Origin of the sequence: Flavobacterium algicola (assembly GCF_022399565.1) — a bacterium.
Classification (GTDB): Bacteria; Bacteroidota; Bacteroidia; order Flavobacteriales; family Flavobacteriaceae; genus Flavobacterium; species Flavobacterium algicola.
In genome coordinates, this window is record NZ_JAJTUT010000003.1 from 58,674 (window position 1) to 74,924 (window position 16,251).

Sequence of the window (16,251 nt, forward strand, 5' to 3'; positions counted from 1 at the left end):
TTTCAGAATATAAATGTCAAATATTGATCTATATTCAAGTGTTGGGAATAAGATTTATGGATCTAATCTTAAATTGGAGTAGACTGAATTTGTTGTATATGAAATGGTATACTCTTAAATTTTCTATGTAGCCATTAAGTTATTTTCAACTTTATAGTTGCAATATCCTTAATTAATCATTTGAAATTTCTTTTCATTCGAACAATAAGATTATGAATTATTCTTCATGTCTTTTACTAGAGTAGCCGAAAAGTAAAATAAGACGATAGCGCCTACGCTGATACACATCCACATGAACCAAGGTTTTTGCCAAAAGGATGTAGCTGTATTTATGGCATTATGATTTTTCTCATGACTAACTTTTAATACTTTAGCTTCCGGCAGTTCATTCGGAATCTCTGATTTAAAATTTTCAATATCATAAACTGGAGTAGTTAAATTTTTATTACCTGTTTTGATGATGTATTTTTTATCACTGTCTAGTTTAGCGATTAAGGCAATTTGATCTTGTAAAAGACTAAGTTTATCAATTGATAATGCAGTGTTGTCTTGATTATCAATTTCGATATAAAAATCCTTCTCAAAAAAATTGAATAACGATATCGTGTTGTTTAATTTTGAATTTAAGGTAAAGTCTGCTAAATATTCTTTTTCGTTCGTTATTTTCTTTTTGTATTTTCTTTTTCGATTTTTATAAAGAGTAGCTTTTCGAATATAATATTCTGGTTCTGAAATTGAAAAATGTATTTGATTTATTTGTTGTGGCCTGTCCAATGCGATGTGTATTTTAGTCAGTTTCTGAATTGGATCTTCAGTAATTTTAATCTTCTTAGTAGCGATTTTTTCTTGCACAACTTTTTCTGTTGTAGAAACATAGGTCATAGTGCCAATATTCAAGACGTTAATTGGTAACGTTTTAGTGTCGTCAAATTCAATTTTTAAGAACTTGTAATTGGTATTTGGAATCGCGATTTTTTTAAAAACGGAACTAGCTGTAGGATCACTTAAATTATCTAATTTCCCCTTGTTGATAAGGCCATACCATTCGTTTTGATCATCACTTCCGCTAAGGTTGTAACTTTTTACGACCTCAGTATTACTTATGGAGGCTACTATTTCATTTACCGACTGTTTACTATTTTTAAATAGTATTGTACTGCTCTTATTAGGAATAGTTTTCTTTGTGATAAAAGTAAATGCTTCAAAATTACTGGACTGATTGGTAGTGTTGTCTGCCATAATAAAGTAGGGCAGTTCAATATTATTAGCATCAAAAATTCTGATATCGCTTAAATCTTGCTTTGAATAGGAACGAATTTCTGGAGAAAGAATAATGCGGTGAAAACCACTATTAGCCACTTTTTGCAAGGTTGCGGTGGTTTGCATTTGCGCAAACAGACTATTAATTGACAGGAGTAGGATTAAAAATTTATTCAACTTCATTGGATTTATTATTAATAGAATCGTCCTGTACTAGAACTTTAATTTTTTGGTATACATATGATATTATTAAGATAAGCACTCCTAATAAAATGAAAGCGATAATTTTTCCGGTTTCAGAGGCATTACTAATATCGTATATAAATAATTTTAAAATAGTTATTCCAAGAACAACTAGGGCTGCAATACGTAGCGTTTTATTTCTTTTTTTAATTCCGAATAATAGAAAAGTAAAAGCAAATATCCCCCATAAAATTGGGAATCCAGTTTTAATAATTTTAATTTTTGTGTTCGAAATAACTGCATCTGCAATTTCCGATTTTAGATAAGACAAACTATTTGTATTGTAATTTTCTGTAACGTCATATAGAGGACTTGCCTTTATGTCAGCAATAGTTAAAGTGCTGTCTGATAGTAGTAAGCCGTGTAATAGTAATTCTGTACTAGCAAGATATATTATTAAGAAAGTACCAATCCATATCCACAGACTTTTATTAAAAATATTCAAAAACGGAACTCGATCCTTAATTTTAAAGAAAGCGAAGCCTAGATATGCCGTGATTGTTATAGAGAAATAGTGAAGGTAAAAGGCAATTCTTTGTTCCAATCCGTTACTGATATAAGATTTATGCTCGTTGAAAGCAAAGTTGGAGAAGATAAAAGTATAGATTAAAATATTTACGACCGCAAGGATTACAGCTGTATTAAGCTTATAAGTAATTTTGCTTTTGGAGAGGAAATAAAACAGAAGGCCTGTGAATAATAAATGATATAGTGCAATCACACTAGCTACTGAACTTGGCCCAGCGACATAATAGTCTGACTGAAAAGAAACCTCGAATATTCCGGTTAAATAAGCTAAGATTACAGTCATTATTTGGATGAAACTGCGGTATTTGGCAGCATTAAGCGTAATACCATATTGACTGTAATTGTTGTTATCTTTTTTTAATAAAAAGTAAATGGCTGATGAAGATAGCGTAGCAAAAATTCCTGTAATCGCTATTTTATTGAAGAGAATTGTCAAGACATTTTCGTCACTATAGATAGTTCCCCAGTCAATGACTAGACTTATAATCATTAAAATGTAAACAATTACAGATCCAAACAAGTAGCTTGTGATTTTTGATTTTTGAGATAACCAGAATAGTAAAACAGATTCGGCTGCCCAAAATAAGGTTATAGAATGTCCTTCAAACTGAATTGGTATAGCAAGTGTAATAAATGTAAGTGTGAGTCCAATTAATAAATAGACAGCTGTTTTGTCGAGTCCAAATTTTTTGTACAAAAACCACGCATAAGTAAAGTTCAACAAACCGAGTAGGGTGGTAAAAAGACCTCTTAACTCAGGATGAAAGTCATTTAATACAATCATTACAGCTGCATAAAATAAGAAGGTATTACTCGCAAGTATACTTAGTTCTGTAGTTGAAAAAATCCCTTTAGTTCTTAAATTATTAATAATATTTGTTAAGATAAAGATGAAGTAAAAGACAAACGCGAAGACAATTGCTCCAACATAATGAGGCGCTTCTGATGTTATGTCTCTATATAGCCAACCACCGTATAAGAACACTGTAAATATGTAAGATAGAATATTAATGATAGACCATCTCTTAAAATAGGCTATAGCTAATATACCAACATTAAGAATGCTTATGTAGGTAAAAAGAACGATATAATTACCTTGTCCGGCACTTACCATAAACGGAACAGCAAAACCTCCAATAAGTGAAAGTACTGCCAACTCTTTGCGATTGTAAGAAAGCGATATTAGACAACTGAAGGCTGTTATACTTACCATAATTATAAAAGCAACAGTCTGACTAAATAGATGATACGTATGAAATGCGATTCCGATCGTGAAATAGAAAATTGCAATCGCTCCTGCAACCAGCACAGAACTAAAAGCAGCATAATTTTGTCGCAATTTGTGTGCTACCGCTAATACTAGGCTACCACACAACATTCCGATTCCTACACGTGCTGGTTCATTGATCCAATCTTTATCGATAGCAAATTTTACAAAATAGCTAATCCCTAATACAAGAATCAAAACCCCTATTTTACTAATTAAATCTTCACCAATAAATTTTTCTAGATCTGGATTTTTCTCTCTGAACCTCTCCCAGAAGGACTTTTTAGGCTCGTATTTTATAGCTATTTTAGGTTTTTCGGAAGGTTCGATTGTATCTGGTTTTGTAATAGATTCCATTACTGGTAGCGCTTCATCAGGAACTTTATTAACTGACTCAACAATGTCTTCTTGGACTGGCACACTTTCTGGAATATTAACTGTTTCGGAAATAGGTATTTCTTTTTCGAAAGTTTCAGTTGATCTGCTTTCTTCTTTCTTAGGTACAGTTTGGTCTTTTTGTAGTGCGGCAAGTTTTCTATTCAATGCTTTTAATTCAGCGTCAAGCGAAATGAACTTAGAGTCCAGTTTACTGAATTTTGAATTGATAAATAAAAATAAAGCAACAACTATAATTCCTGAAAAAAATTCCATAGTAATATAATAAGGTGTAATTCAGAGTAAATATATCATAAAATATGTTTTTTGAAAGTTTAATCGTAAAATTATATCAGTTAAAATTGAAAACAAGATTATATTACAGGATAATTATCGTCATTCAAGATTCGTAAAATATCTTTTTTAAAATAAGTTTGTGCAAGCAAAAAATAATTGTATATTTGCACCCGCGTTACGGGGTGTAGCGTAGCTCGGTTATCGCGCCTGCTTTGGGAGCAGGAGGCCGCAGGTTCGAATCCTGCCACCCCGACTAAAACCTTCTTGTAAAGCAAGAGGGTTTTTTTTATGAATTGAAGTGAGCATTTGTAAGTTGAGTATATGCTCTTGGCTCTATAATGCCATAACAAAAACTGATTGTACTAGCTCCTTTTTTTCATAATAAAAAGTTACTTTTGTACTGTTTTTAAAATTAAACTACAATCATATGTCAGATACAATAGAAAAAATAAAATGTCTTATTATAGGTTCTGGACCTGCAGGTTATACAGCAGCAATTTATGCGGCTAGAGCCAACATGAATCCAGTAGTATATCAAGGGATGCAACCGGGTGGACAATTAACTACTACTAATGAAGTAGAAAACTGGCCAGGTAACCCAGAAGGAATTACAGGACCAGAAATGATGGTGGGTTTGCAAGCTCAAGCAGAACGTTTTGGTACAGATATCCGTGATGGATGGGCTACTAAAGTGGATTTTTCTGGTGATGTACATAAAGTATGGATCAACGATGCTATTGAGTTGCATTGTGAAACAGTTATTATCTCTACAGGAGCTACTGCAAAATATTTAGGAATAGCTTCAGAGCAGCACTATTTACAAATGGGTGGTGGGGTTTCTGCCTGCGCCGTATGTGATGGATTTTTCTACAGAAATCAAGAGGTGGTTATTGTAGGAGCTGGAGATTCTGCTTGCGAGGAAGCTCATTACTTATCAAAACTTTGTAAAAAAGTAACAATGTTGGTAAGAAGTGAAAAATTTCGCGCATCGAGAATTATGGAAGAACGCGTGCGTAAAACAGAGAATATTCATATCTTAATGAATCACGATACTGTCGAAGTATTAGGAGACGAGCAAGTAGTTACAGGTGTAAGAGCTTTGAATAAAACAAGCGGGGAGACGTTTGACATCGAAGCAACTGGTTTCTTCGTAGCAATTGGTCATAAACCAAATACAGATATTTTTAAGGATTTTATAACTCTAGACGAAACAGGATATATCGTTAATACACCAGGATCATCTAAAACGAATGTTGAAGGTGTTTTTGTATCAGGTGATGCTGCTGACCACGTATACCGTCAGGCTATTACTGCTGCAGGTACTGGTTGTATGGCTGCTCTTGATGCTGAAAGATATTTGGCTTCAAAAGAATAATACAATCTATTCGAGCATAAAAAAGTCCCAATTCATATTAGTGAATTGGGACTTTTTATTTATACATGATGATTTATTTTGTTTTCTTCATTAGTTTTACCTCATCCGAAAAGTTGATTAGCTCAATTTTTGGACTACCTAGTAGCTGAATTTCAGCTTTCCCATTTGCACTTATAGATATTGCCGTATCTGCTTTAATGATGCAAACCGATGCGCTTTCTGCAACTAGGGTGACATTTTGACAAGAAAACTTTCTTCCTGTAAAAGCACCATTGTTGTCCAACCTGATTTTTGCATTTGTAGCATTTCCTTCTATATCAGCTACCGATTTCTGGTACATGTCACATGTAAAATCATCAACTTTTACTAATGATTTCAGAGATGAAGTTTGACTTAAAATCACTTTTCCTTTTTGAGATTTCAAATTCAATTCAGTTTTTGACTTATCATTGCTTTCAAGGTAGAAGTTTTTAGTATTTGCATTTAGAAAAAGATTAGCATCGTTGTAACCCTTAACCTTAAGCGTGTCCATCTGTAATTCTTGCAATGCATTTACAATTGATTGTCCCTTGGCAGTAATTAAATTTAAATTATCATTGTAGGTAACGTAAATGGATAGTTTTTTAAAACGACTAACTTCTTTTGTAGTATTCAAATACAAAATACTATCTTTTACTACAGATGAAATTACATTATGTAAATTGTCATCTGCTTCAATTTTTAAACTTGGAGCATCGCCTTTTTCAAGAAAAACTTCTAAGTTATCTGTAACTTCGATGCTTTTAAAACCAGATAGGTTTATAAATTTGGTAGTGACAGCTCTAGAACCTTTGATCTTTTCCTTGTTTTGCGCCATCGCGATGGTACTACAAAAGATAAATAGGAGTATAGCAGATAATTTTTTCATTTTTTTTTAAATATAAATTTATACAAATATAAAAAAATCATCCGCTTTGAACAGATGATTTGGTATTAAAAGGCAATCAAGTAGTTTAATTAAGTTCGATACTTGCCCCAGTACTCTTAATTTTGGTTATCTTTTTAGGTGTTTTACTGTATGTTATACTACTACCAGTTGATGCAGTGGCGCGCAGATTTAAACTAGGGCTAACCATTATTGTAGATCCTGTTGAAGAATTAGCAATAACTTCATTTGCAATTAATTCTTCTGTATCAATTTCGCTTCCTGTTGATGCTTTGGCTTCTAATTCTAATGCTAGACCTTTTAAAAAAATCTCACTCCCTGTACTAGCCATGCAAATGATTTTATCCGAATTTATATTTAGATCTACTGTTGAACCAGTCGAGGTATTGATATCAATACTATTGCTTTTGATTTTATTGTTGCTCCCTATTGTTGAAGACCGAGATGCTTGTAGCTCTTCAATAACAGGCATCTTTACAAGCACTTTTTTGGTCGTAACGCCAATAAACGAATCATATTTGCATCCAATCATCAACGTGCCATTTTGTACTTTGACTGTAATTGACTCTTGTATGTTATCATCAGCTTCTACTATTACTTCAAATTTGTCTGCCTGTTCAATAATTACATCGATACCATTGCTAGATTTGATACCAGTAAATTCTTGATCAAAAGATCTATTTTCTGTGGTAACATTTCCGCTTCCTGTCACAGTGTCTAGATTGATAAAATGGTTACATGATGCAAATATCAATACTATTGCTAGAGTAGGGATAAACCTTTTAAGTAGTGCTAATTGATGTTTCATTATTATTTCGTTTTAATTACTACACCGTCTTTATTGATGCGCAGTTCCTGGATTTGTTTATTTGATTGACTGTCTATTAATGTGTCATTCGATAATGTAAGTCCGTTACTATTGATTGTAATTGTATTGTTTACTTCTTCATTCTCCTTGATTTCATAAGAATCATCGTCATTTAAGCAGTTTAAACATTTTACTTTCGATTCAAAAACTTTATAAATATTATTTTCGGTATCAGAGTGGAGGTCAAAATAGTCATCATTAGAATTATTATAGCGTGCCACACTGGCATCTACTTTAAAGATTATTCCCTCGGGTAAGTAAAGCGTTATCTCTACTTCTTGGTCTCTAAATTTATTTTTAATGTTTGTTAAAAGGTAATTGTCTAAAATAAGCTGATTATTTTTTATTTCGAAATGATAGGCAATTTTCTGCGCTCTCTGTTTAGCATCGTGTAAAGAGCTGCCTCGTGCTTCTTTTTCTATCTGAATATAGGCTGTAATCTCATCGGTTCTTTCGATTCGAAAACGAATTTGATTTGAATAAATGACATCGTTACCTGTGCTGTCCTGTGTTACTTTAAAATCTGTTCTGTCATTTACGCTTTTAGCAAAATCAACATTGTGCGTAAATTTTATAGAAAGTGTATCTGTAGTAGCAATAGTTAGATTCTGTTTGTTTACAACCCTTCCTTCATAAGCAAATGCCGATGCTTGCTTAACCCCAATTGAGATCAATAATGCTATAGCGATAATCCAAATTGCAAAGAGCGTATATTTAGCAATAGAACCTATAGATTTTAAATTCGGAGATATTAACTTAAAACCCAATAAAATCAAAAAGAAATTTGGAATGGCAACTGCGATGAAAAATAATAAACCAAAAGCCCAAACAGGATAATCGGTGAAGTTTCCAGATTCTATAAATTGATGAAACGGAAATGAACTAAAGTGTACAGTACCCAAAGTTAGCGCTCCAACTAAAAAGGTAATAATAATTGCAAGCCCTGATAGGATTAAAAGTATTCCTGTAAACTTTGCAATGACTTTAAAAATACCCATAAAAAAGTCACCAAAATTATTTCCTACTTTTGATGCACCGCTCTTGAACTGATTACCATATTTGTCATAATCAACATTCTTAAACTTGTTTGTAACAGTGTCGAATTCTTCCCTTACTTTTTTTTCGATATTTGAGATATTTACCGGCTCCCCCTTCATCTCCAATTTCTCAGATGTAGTATTAGCCTCGGGCATTACTATCCACAACACGACATATGCTATTATTCCGGTTCCAAATCCAGCAAAAACAAGTAAAACTAGAACGATACGAATCCATACAACGTCAATACCAAAGTAATAACCAAGACCAGATGCAACACCACCAATCATGCTACCATCTGTGTCACGATACAGTTTCTTGTTATTAGAATACGACGGTGCGGTGTACGTTGAGCCAGATTGATTTTCGTCCTCGATGATATAATCCTCAGGTTGTCCCATGATCGCGATGATTTCATCAACTTCTTTTAAGCCAATAACCTGCTTATTGCTTGTTTGTTTGTCACTAAATAGTTCTGCGACGCGCATTTCAATATCCTTAATAATTTCGTCCTGCTCAGAACTGTTGTTCAAGGATCGCTTGATGGCATCAAAATAGCGCGTTAATTTTAAGTAGGCGTCCTCATCGATATGAAAAATAAATCCACCCAGGTTTGTGTTTACAGTTTTATTCATGATGCTGTATTTTTATTGGTAATTAGTGTTACGGCATCAGACAATTCAGTCCAAGTACCATTTAGTTCATTCAAAAAAGTTTGACCTTCAGGAGTCAATCCGTAGTATTTTCTAGGTGGTCCAGAGGTCGATTCTTCCCATCTGTAACTTAGCAATCCGTCGTTTTTTAATCGAGTTAGTAATGGGTAAATAGTTCCCTCCACCACAAGTAACTTGGCATTTTTTAAGGTGTCTAGTATTTCAGAGGTGTATGCATCCTTCTCTTTTAGTACAGATAGAATGCAAAATTCGAGAACACCTTTCCGCATCTGTGCTTTTGTGTTTTCAATATTCATAATTTATTTTGTTTTGCCTCTCTGAGGTGTTTTGTTTGTATTTTATTTGGGCGTGACCCACAAAAAAAATGTGGGTCAGGCTATTCGTTACAATCTTTTGGGGGCATAAGCGCAAGCCCCCAAAAGGATTTTCACTGCTATCCTTCACGCAGGATTATATTCGACAGTTATTTTTAATTAGTAATATTATAAAATCAAATTGATTTAAGAAACGGAATAGTAAAAGGATAATGGAACTGCTCTCCGTTTGATGCCTTAATCGTTCCGTAGATGATGTAAATAAATTCTATTATTTTTAAAGTTATTAAAAGTACAATGGCAATTAGTCCTATAGTTATAAACGTACTATTACCGCTAATGTTGAAATTTTTAATAATCCATTCATGATCATTAAAGAGTGCATTTATACTCATATTGTTAAATACTATTATTAAAAATACAGGAATTGCAATTAGCAAGAGCACTATCGTATACAACAGAACACTAAACTGAAAATTCAATACTTGACGGCCATTATGATCAATGACAGTAGATTCATTTTTTTTTAAATTCCATATCAGCAAAGGAAGTATATAGTTACCAAACGGAAAAAGGTATTGTCCTAGAGCGCTCAGGTGAGTTAATGCCGCAATGTTGTTTTCGTTTTTAGGTTGCATATCTTATTATTTATTAGATGATATTCAATTCATCTTGAATTCAATTACAAAGATAAGTCTAAAGCAGGTATCTTGTTTTGCATAGTACTAGAATTTAACATAGAATTAACAATATATAATTACTATGTACGCATAGTAATTTTTTGTATTTTAGCATAAAAACCATAACCAATGAAACTAAATCCATCAAAACTCAATTCCTTTTTATTATTTAAACTTCCCTCTGCATATATAAGTGGTGTGAGAGTGAGAGAGATTGATTTACTAAAGTGTAAAGTGACAGTAAAGCACCGATGGATAAATCAAAATCCCTTCAAATCAATGTATTTTGCAACACAAGCTATGGCAGCAGAGTTAACAACAGGTGCATTGGTGATGAATCATATACAAGGGGGCGGGAAAAAAATCTCTATGCTTGTTGCTCAAAATAAGGCAGTGTTTACCAAAAAAGCTACTGGACTTATTACATTTGTGTGCCAGGATGGTCATAAAATCGAAAAGGCTTTGAAAGATACAATTACAACAGGAGAAGGACAAAGTTTCTGGATGAAATCAATAGGAGTAGATGAAAAGGGTGTCCAAGTTTCTGAGATGGAATTTGAATGGAGTATTAAATTGAAAGCTAAATAAAAAATGAAACGTCCCAATACTGGGAGGTTTCATTTAATTTCTTTTGGGTAAATAATATTGGAGAAGTAATCCTTATATCGCTTTATACTTTAGCACTAAAAATATATTTAATAATAATGTGCAAATAACTTCTTCATCATTAAGGTATGATTATCTGCTGACTCTTCTTTCCATTAGAAGTATTCAAAACAACAATATAAACACCAGCACTTAATTTCTTCAAAGGTAATTGAAAACCAGATTGACTTAATTTTTCCGTATCCCAGTTATAAATTGCTTTACCACTTATATCAAAAAGTTTTACTGCATAAATAATTGTTTCTTTTGCAGTGTTCAGGATATATAAATTGTTACTGTCTTGCAAATGCGTAACAGTGATTGAAGCTTCTTTAGAATCGAGTGGGAAATCGTCCTTTAAGATTTTGTTCAAATCTTTAAATGTCAAAGCAAAGCGATCGAGATACTCACCAGGTTCAATACTAACTTTATAAGCGACCTCTTTTATATCATTATAACTATCATTTTCTTTATCATAAATATAAAAGTTATCAGTATTGTCAAAATTTTCGAGACTATCAATATTAAAGCTGACAGTACCCGTTTGATCTGCTTTTACGGCTAAAGGAATTTTTACTGCGGGATCAAAAAAGCCTTCCCCTTGAATCACCAATTTTGTTCCGTTATTATTAAATGACATATCATTGGGGAAAGCATCCAGTAAATAAGCATCGTATCCATTATCGAAATTATTACTAGCTTTTTCATTCATAAATCCTAATAAAACTTGTCTATGGAAATTTACTGCCGATGTGTAACCCAAACGTACTTTTTTGTATTTATCAGTGTCAATAATAGAATCATTAGGGTTCTCTACTAATATTATGGTCTTTCCTGCGGCACTTTGTTTAAAAGTATAATTTGAAAGTGAATCATTCTCTCTTTGAAACCCTCTTTGACTATTTTTAAAAGTAAGGTCGCCCGTTGCGTCAGTTTTACCATAAACAAAAAATCCTTGACCTACTGGTATGTATCGATTTGGGGCATCTTTTGCTGTAGTTCCGTTGCCACTAATCAATGTTGTCAAAGAAGAACTTGTAGGAGTACCGCCAGTTAGGTTCAATACAGCATATCCTCCTTGATAATCTCGAAGTATATGCGTATTATTGGTTGTGTAATGTTCCCAAAAATAAATAGTACCATCGATTGAAGCTAAATTATCGTTGATGAATTCTTTTGAATCCAAAGCTGATGGGTAGGGGTTTCCGGTTAATAAAAGTTGGCTAGCTCCTACGGTATTTGTTGAAATAGTACCATTATTAGGTTTTCCGACAAAAGTATAGTTTTGACTAGTTCCCGGTCCTTGATTACCTTTCATGGTAAATCCTTGTCCAGCTCTTACAGTTCCTGTTTCTAAAATCTGACTCCAGTTTGCATACGCGTTTGCGTAATTGTCAAATTTATACAACCAGTACCTAGCAATACTAATGGGGCTGGATGCAGCTCCATCATAACCATCAACCCAGTTTATAGTTTTTGGAATAGTTGTTGTTCCGTCTCGAAGCACTTCGCTAATGCTATGGTCTGTGTTATTTTCGGTGGTGTTAATTCTGCCCACTGGTGAGGCCCAATAATTGTAATTGTATAAGTTACCTTGCCCTTGTTGGTCGCGCTCTATAAAACCTGTACTCGCTACATCAAGATCACTTTCTGTAGTTTGAACTAGTTGGGATTTGCCTACCAAATCTATTTTCCCATCTAATTTTAAATACCAATCGTTTTGGACTTTCATATCATTGGACGCAACAATTGTTTTATTGCTGTCTACTATCATTCCTAAATCTATATTGTTTACTGTTTCAGTGATATCGTGAGATATTTTAACAATAGACCAATCTTGCTCCATGATATCAAGTCCTCTTATTTCTTTAGTAGGACTATTTACTGCCTCGGCCAAATTCCCACTTCTTTCAGTTAGAAAAGGCATTGGTGCTTCTTGAATATAAATATTCTTATGATTGTAGATTTTTGTTCCGGTTACATCTATGGCAAGAGTGGTCAAGTCGTCAATGACATCATCTTTATAATTGTCCATTCGGTAATAACGCAATAAATTGGTAAAGGGCAGGCTAGAAGGCGATGTTGCTACATTTTTTGGTACAATCTCTCCACGTATTTCGCCACCAAAATTTTTGATTTCCTGATACACCATTCGTTGTAATTGTGAATCCGTCAAAGCGATATTAAATACTCGCACCTCGTCAATTTTTCCTTTGAAATACAATGAATTAGTGTCAGGGGCCTTACCGATCGTTAATTTTGAACTATCCGTTCCGGTTGTAGTTGGTCCGGTTACCGAAGCAACCATTGAACCGTTTAAATATAATTTTATATTTTTTGTTACGCCATCAAAAACGGCAGCGACGTGATACCATTGCGATTCGTTGAAAGTTGTTGAGGTATATGAAATAGTTGTTCCATTGACAGTGACTTCTAAATTTTTGCTAGCATTTATTATAAGTTGGAAATTATTTTGACCAATGATGACAGAAGAAGTTCCTGTAAAAGGTGTTTTTAAATTTATCCAAGCCATTAAACTTGCTGCTGGAAGGTCGCCTAAAATGGGGGTACTATCGGCATAATCATTTCGTCCATCAAAATCTAAAAATAATTTGGTTCTTAAATCTCTAGGAGAACCAAATTGAGCCGTATTGGTATCAAAAGTATCAATGATTCCGTCTTTATCTATATCAACTGTACCGTCAATGATACCATCGTTATTTGCGTCTAGTATTTTGTAATCGTAAATTTTAATATTGTTACTGATGTCCCAGTTAATTCCATCAGACATTATGTCTAAATAATCGGGTATACCATCACCATCAGTGTCTTGTAGATAAGTTGTGGCAGGGTTTGTGTTGGAAACTCCTTGGTTTCTATTACCATACTGAGTTGTAAAATCTTTTTCTACTCCTTTGCCATAATCATAAACATCAAGGATTCCATCACCAAACCATTCCAATACACCATCGCCATTTGAATCTTGTTCTCGAAATGCTTCCGATTCTGGACCATCACCGACACCATCACCGGTAATGTCACCATCGCCGTTTTCAAATCCTACTGCAGCATTGGTATTGCCGGCATGTGATTCGTCTACGTCAAAAAGGCTATCATTGTCACTGTCTAAGTCCAAGTAATTAGGAACCCCATCACCATCTGAATCCAAAGTAGGTAAAGCAGCTACACTTTCAGCAGCATCGTGTATACCATTACCATTCGTATCTACCCATGATACAGCATCGATGCGGCCTGTACCATTGGTTAGGTAACCAAGTCCAGCCTCGATAACATCTTCAATACCATCATTGTCAGCATCTAGATCAAATACATCTGCAATACCATCGTTGTCGCGGTCGCACAGGGTTTGTGTGATAACAATGTCATCTAGCGCAAGGTCATTACCAAGTCCTCCAGGATTTTCGTTAATAAAAACTACTTTGAAGGCGTTGGTAGGCAGGGTCAAGTTGGCGGTAAATTGGTGCCAAGTCTCGTCATTTTGAATATCACCAGTGGTGATGGTTTGCAAAACAACGCCTGTTAAATCTCTGAATTCAACTTTAATATTGGGTTTGATTCTTCCTGATGCTGTGATTCTGTCAAGATTTAAAATGTAAAAGCTGTAGGTTACGGGTACATTGGGTAATGCTCCTGTAATTTCGGCCGTATAAAAGGTTCCTTTTGTATACGATGCGTTGAATAATGCCATTCTTCCGTCAGTATCACCCGTATGATCTCCTCCTAACCACCAAATGCTGGGAGCCCATTGAGCTACTTGCGCTGTAGAGGCTACCGTGTATTTTCCATCGTTCAGATCAGTTGAATTGGGACCTCCTTCGCAAACTGATGCATTTGTAGCATCTTGAAAACAATACGAAGTGGTGGCCGGATAGGTTGTGTTAATTTGTACCCGATTTGTACCAGCGCCAAAAGTTTCGTTTAAAAATTTATAATTTACAGCGTAACCATTTACGGCTCTACAATTGTTCTCTTCTGTAGTGTCTAAAATTCCGTCGTTGTCGTCATCTAAATCGGCATCATCAAGGATTCCGTCGCCATCACTGTCGTAGAAATATTGTACCCCTTCTGCTTGTATGGCGAATTTATAAGGGTTTTTAAAAATGTCGTTACTAGAGATGTTAATTGTTGCATTTTTGGCTCCCACTGTGCTCGTGTTGCATGAAACCTGAAAAGTGGTACTACTACCAGCAGCAATGGTTGTTGCAGGGGGAATTGATATAATGAAATCGCTAGCGTTTGCCCCCGAAATTGTTGGTGTACTTGAAATTAAAAGTGGTGCAGTTCCATTGTTGGTAATTGTATAGTTTTTTGAAACCGCTGCACTTGACACCTGCACATTACCAAAATGAGTATAATCTGTGGTTGATGGAGTTGCATCACCATTTATAATGGTTAGACTGTTTCCTGATACATTAATCGTGGGTGCATTTAGAACAGTGAAGTTTGATGAATTGTTAATAATAGGAGCTGAATTACAGGCTCCACCCGTTCCACTACTTATTTGCGTGACAGTAATAGTTGTACTACCAGCACTGGCAAGCGTATTTGTGTTGAAAGTTCCTGTTCCAGACGCATTAACTTCAAGAGGCGCTATATTTCCCGTTGCCGTATTACTACCAGATAAATTATAAATGATAGTATAACTTCCAGCTGGAAGTCCTCCACTAATGTTGCTAACCGTTATCGTACAATAGTTATTTGGAGAGGTATCAGTAGCAAGGATAGAAGAAAAAGAATAAGTAGGGCAGTTGTACGTAAGTACAACTTGGCCATTCCCCCCTTTACCGCCATTTTTCGCCACTTGGAGCGCTACATTTGCAGAATAGGTACCATAAGCGCCACCACCACCACCACCAGGAGTGTTACCAGGATTACCATCACCCACAGTGTTTCGTCCGGCACCACCGTCACCACCGCCACTTGTTCCCCCGATACCTCCTAGACTAGCGGTATTGTTCGCTGCTGTACCATTTGCACCATCTGCACCACTTCCAGCAGCTCCACCACCACTACCAGTGAAGGTTCTTGCTCCATAGATTCCATTTCCTCCTGCCCCTCCAGTGTAAGTTGTTGCTCCGGTAGAACCTGTACCTCCATAACCTGTGGTTGTTTCCCACGGCAACGGAGTTTTACCTCCTTTAGCAATTACACTATTTTCAAATGAAGAATCCGTACCAGGATTGTTTGTCTGTCCTCCAGTAACTGCGTTATAGATGCCTTGCCCACCTTCACCTATTACAATTGTGTAGCTTAGAAGTGGATCAACAGTTATGCCTGAAATACGGGCGTAGCCACCACCACCACCACCACCAGCTTTAAAATCACCATTATAAGTAGCTCTATAAGCACCACCACCACCACCAGCACCCCAAGCTTCAACTTGAGCTGTAGTCACACCCGCAGGAACTTTTATAGAATAAGTTCCAGGAACAGTATTGGTATAAGTCTGTGAATATACTAAGGACGTAATAAAAAATAGAAAATAATAAAAGCAGGAATAGTTAGTAGGTAGAGTTTTTTTCATAAAAGAAAAGATCAGATTATCTCTAATGTAAATCGGGGCGTTGATTATAATTAAAGCTGTTCAAATTTAACTATAATATACATGTTAAAGACAAATTTTCTTAAATTAATAATAAATCAATACTATTTTGAATTTGGAAATGTCAAAATAGTAGGAGTATTTCTTATTATTTAGAAAAACAGTTTCAGAAAGAGTATAGAATCATAACGATTTGATA

General features: G+C 34.8%; 10 protein-coding genes and 1 tRNA gene. 3 read left to right on the plus strand and 8 right to left on the minus strand.

The window, feature by feature from the left end; translation table 11 throughout:
* Positions 1 to 210 precede the first annotated feature (210 nt).
* Together LXH21_RS11365 and LXH21_RS11370 are read right to left on the minus strand one after the other, a co-directional pair.
* A complete protein-coding gene (locus tag LXH21_RS11365; RefSeq protein WP_239865910.1) occupies positions 211 to 1,443 on the minus strand; it encodes a hypothetical protein in 1,233 nt (410 codons plus the stop codon).
* The gene (locus tag LXH21_RS11370; RefSeq protein WP_239865912.1) at positions 1,430 to 3,949 is read right to left on the minus strand and encodes a DUF2339 domain-containing protein; all 2,520 of its coding nucleotides are present in this window, start codon (positions 3,947 to 3,949) and stop codon (positions 1,430 to 1,432) included. Before LXH21_RS11370 ends, LXH21_RS11365 begins: the two co-directional genes overlap by 14 nt.
* Positions 3,950 to 4,148: 199 nt before the next feature.
* On the opposite strand from LXH21_RS11370, the gene LXH21_RS11375 reads away from it, so the two are divergent.
* Positions 4,149 to 4,223 (plus strand) — tRNA-Pro (locus tag LXH21_RS11375).
* Positions 4,224 to 4,397: 174 nt separating this feature from the next.
* Entirely contained in the window at positions 4,398 to 5,345 is a 948-nt protein-coding gene (gene trxB / locus LXH21_RS11380) for a thioredoxin-disulfide reductase (RefSeq protein WP_239865914.1), read from the plus strand.
* Positions 5,346 to 5,418: 73 nt separating this feature from the next.
* Here trxB and LXH21_RS11385 read toward each other — a convergent pair whose 3' ends face one another.
* The 5 genes from LXH21_RS11385 to LXH21_RS11405 form a co-directional block, all read right to left on the minus strand.
* Positions 5,419 to 6,252 carry a GIN domain-containing protein gene (locus tag LXH21_RS11385; protein WP_239865915.1) on the minus strand — a complete coding sequence of 278 codons (834 nt, stop codon included), beginning with the start codon at positions 6,250 to 6,252 and terminating at the stop codon, positions 5,419 to 5,421.
* Positions 6,253 to 6,337: 85 nt separating this feature from the next.
* The gene (locus LXH21_RS11390; protein WP_239865917.1) at positions 6,338 to 7,078 is read right to left on the minus strand and encodes a head GIN domain-containing protein; all 741 of its coding nucleotides are present in this window, start codon (positions 7,076 to 7,078) and stop codon (positions 6,338 to 6,340) included.
* 2 nt (positions 7,079 to 7,080) lie between these two features.
* Complete coding sequence (locus LXH21_RS11395; RefSeq protein WP_239865918.1) at positions 7,081 to 8,811, minus strand: PspC domain-containing protein; 1,731 nt, start codon at positions 8,809 to 8,811, stop codon at positions 7,081 to 7,083.
* Positions 8,808 to 9,146, minus strand: coding sequence for a PadR family transcriptional regulator (locus tag LXH21_RS11400; RefSeq protein WP_239865919.1), 339 nt, complete (start codon positions 9,144 to 9,146; stop codon positions 8,808 to 8,810). Before LXH21_RS11400 ends, LXH21_RS11395 begins: the two co-directional genes overlap by 4 nt.
* 194 nt (positions 9,147 to 9,340) lie before the next feature.
* Positions 9,341 to 9,802 (minus strand): DUF4870 domain-containing protein, encoded by a 462-nt coding sequence (locus LXH21_RS11405; RefSeq protein WP_239865920.1) that lies wholly within the window; start codon positions 9,800 to 9,802, stop codon positions 9,341 to 9,343.
* A gap of 171 nt (positions 9,803 to 9,973) precedes the next feature.
* Here LXH21_RS11405 and LXH21_RS11410 point away from each other — a divergent pair, with 171 nt between their 5' ends.
* Positions 9,974 to 10,432, plus strand: a complete 459-nt coding sequence (locus LXH21_RS11410; protein WP_239865921.1) for a DUF4442 domain-containing protein — start codon at positions 9,974 to 9,976, stop codon at positions 10,430 to 10,432.
* 139 nt (positions 10,433 to 10,571) lie between these two features.
* Here LXH21_RS11410 and LXH21_RS11415 read toward each other — a convergent pair whose 3' ends face one another.
* On the minus strand, positions 10,572 to 16,034 hold the full coding sequence (locus LXH21_RS11415; protein ID WP_262916211.1) for a LamG-like jellyroll fold domain-containing protein: 5,463 nt from the start codon (positions 16,032 to 16,034) through the stop codon (positions 10,572 to 10,574).
* Between the last annotated feature and the right edge of the window lie 217 nt (positions 16,035 to 16,251).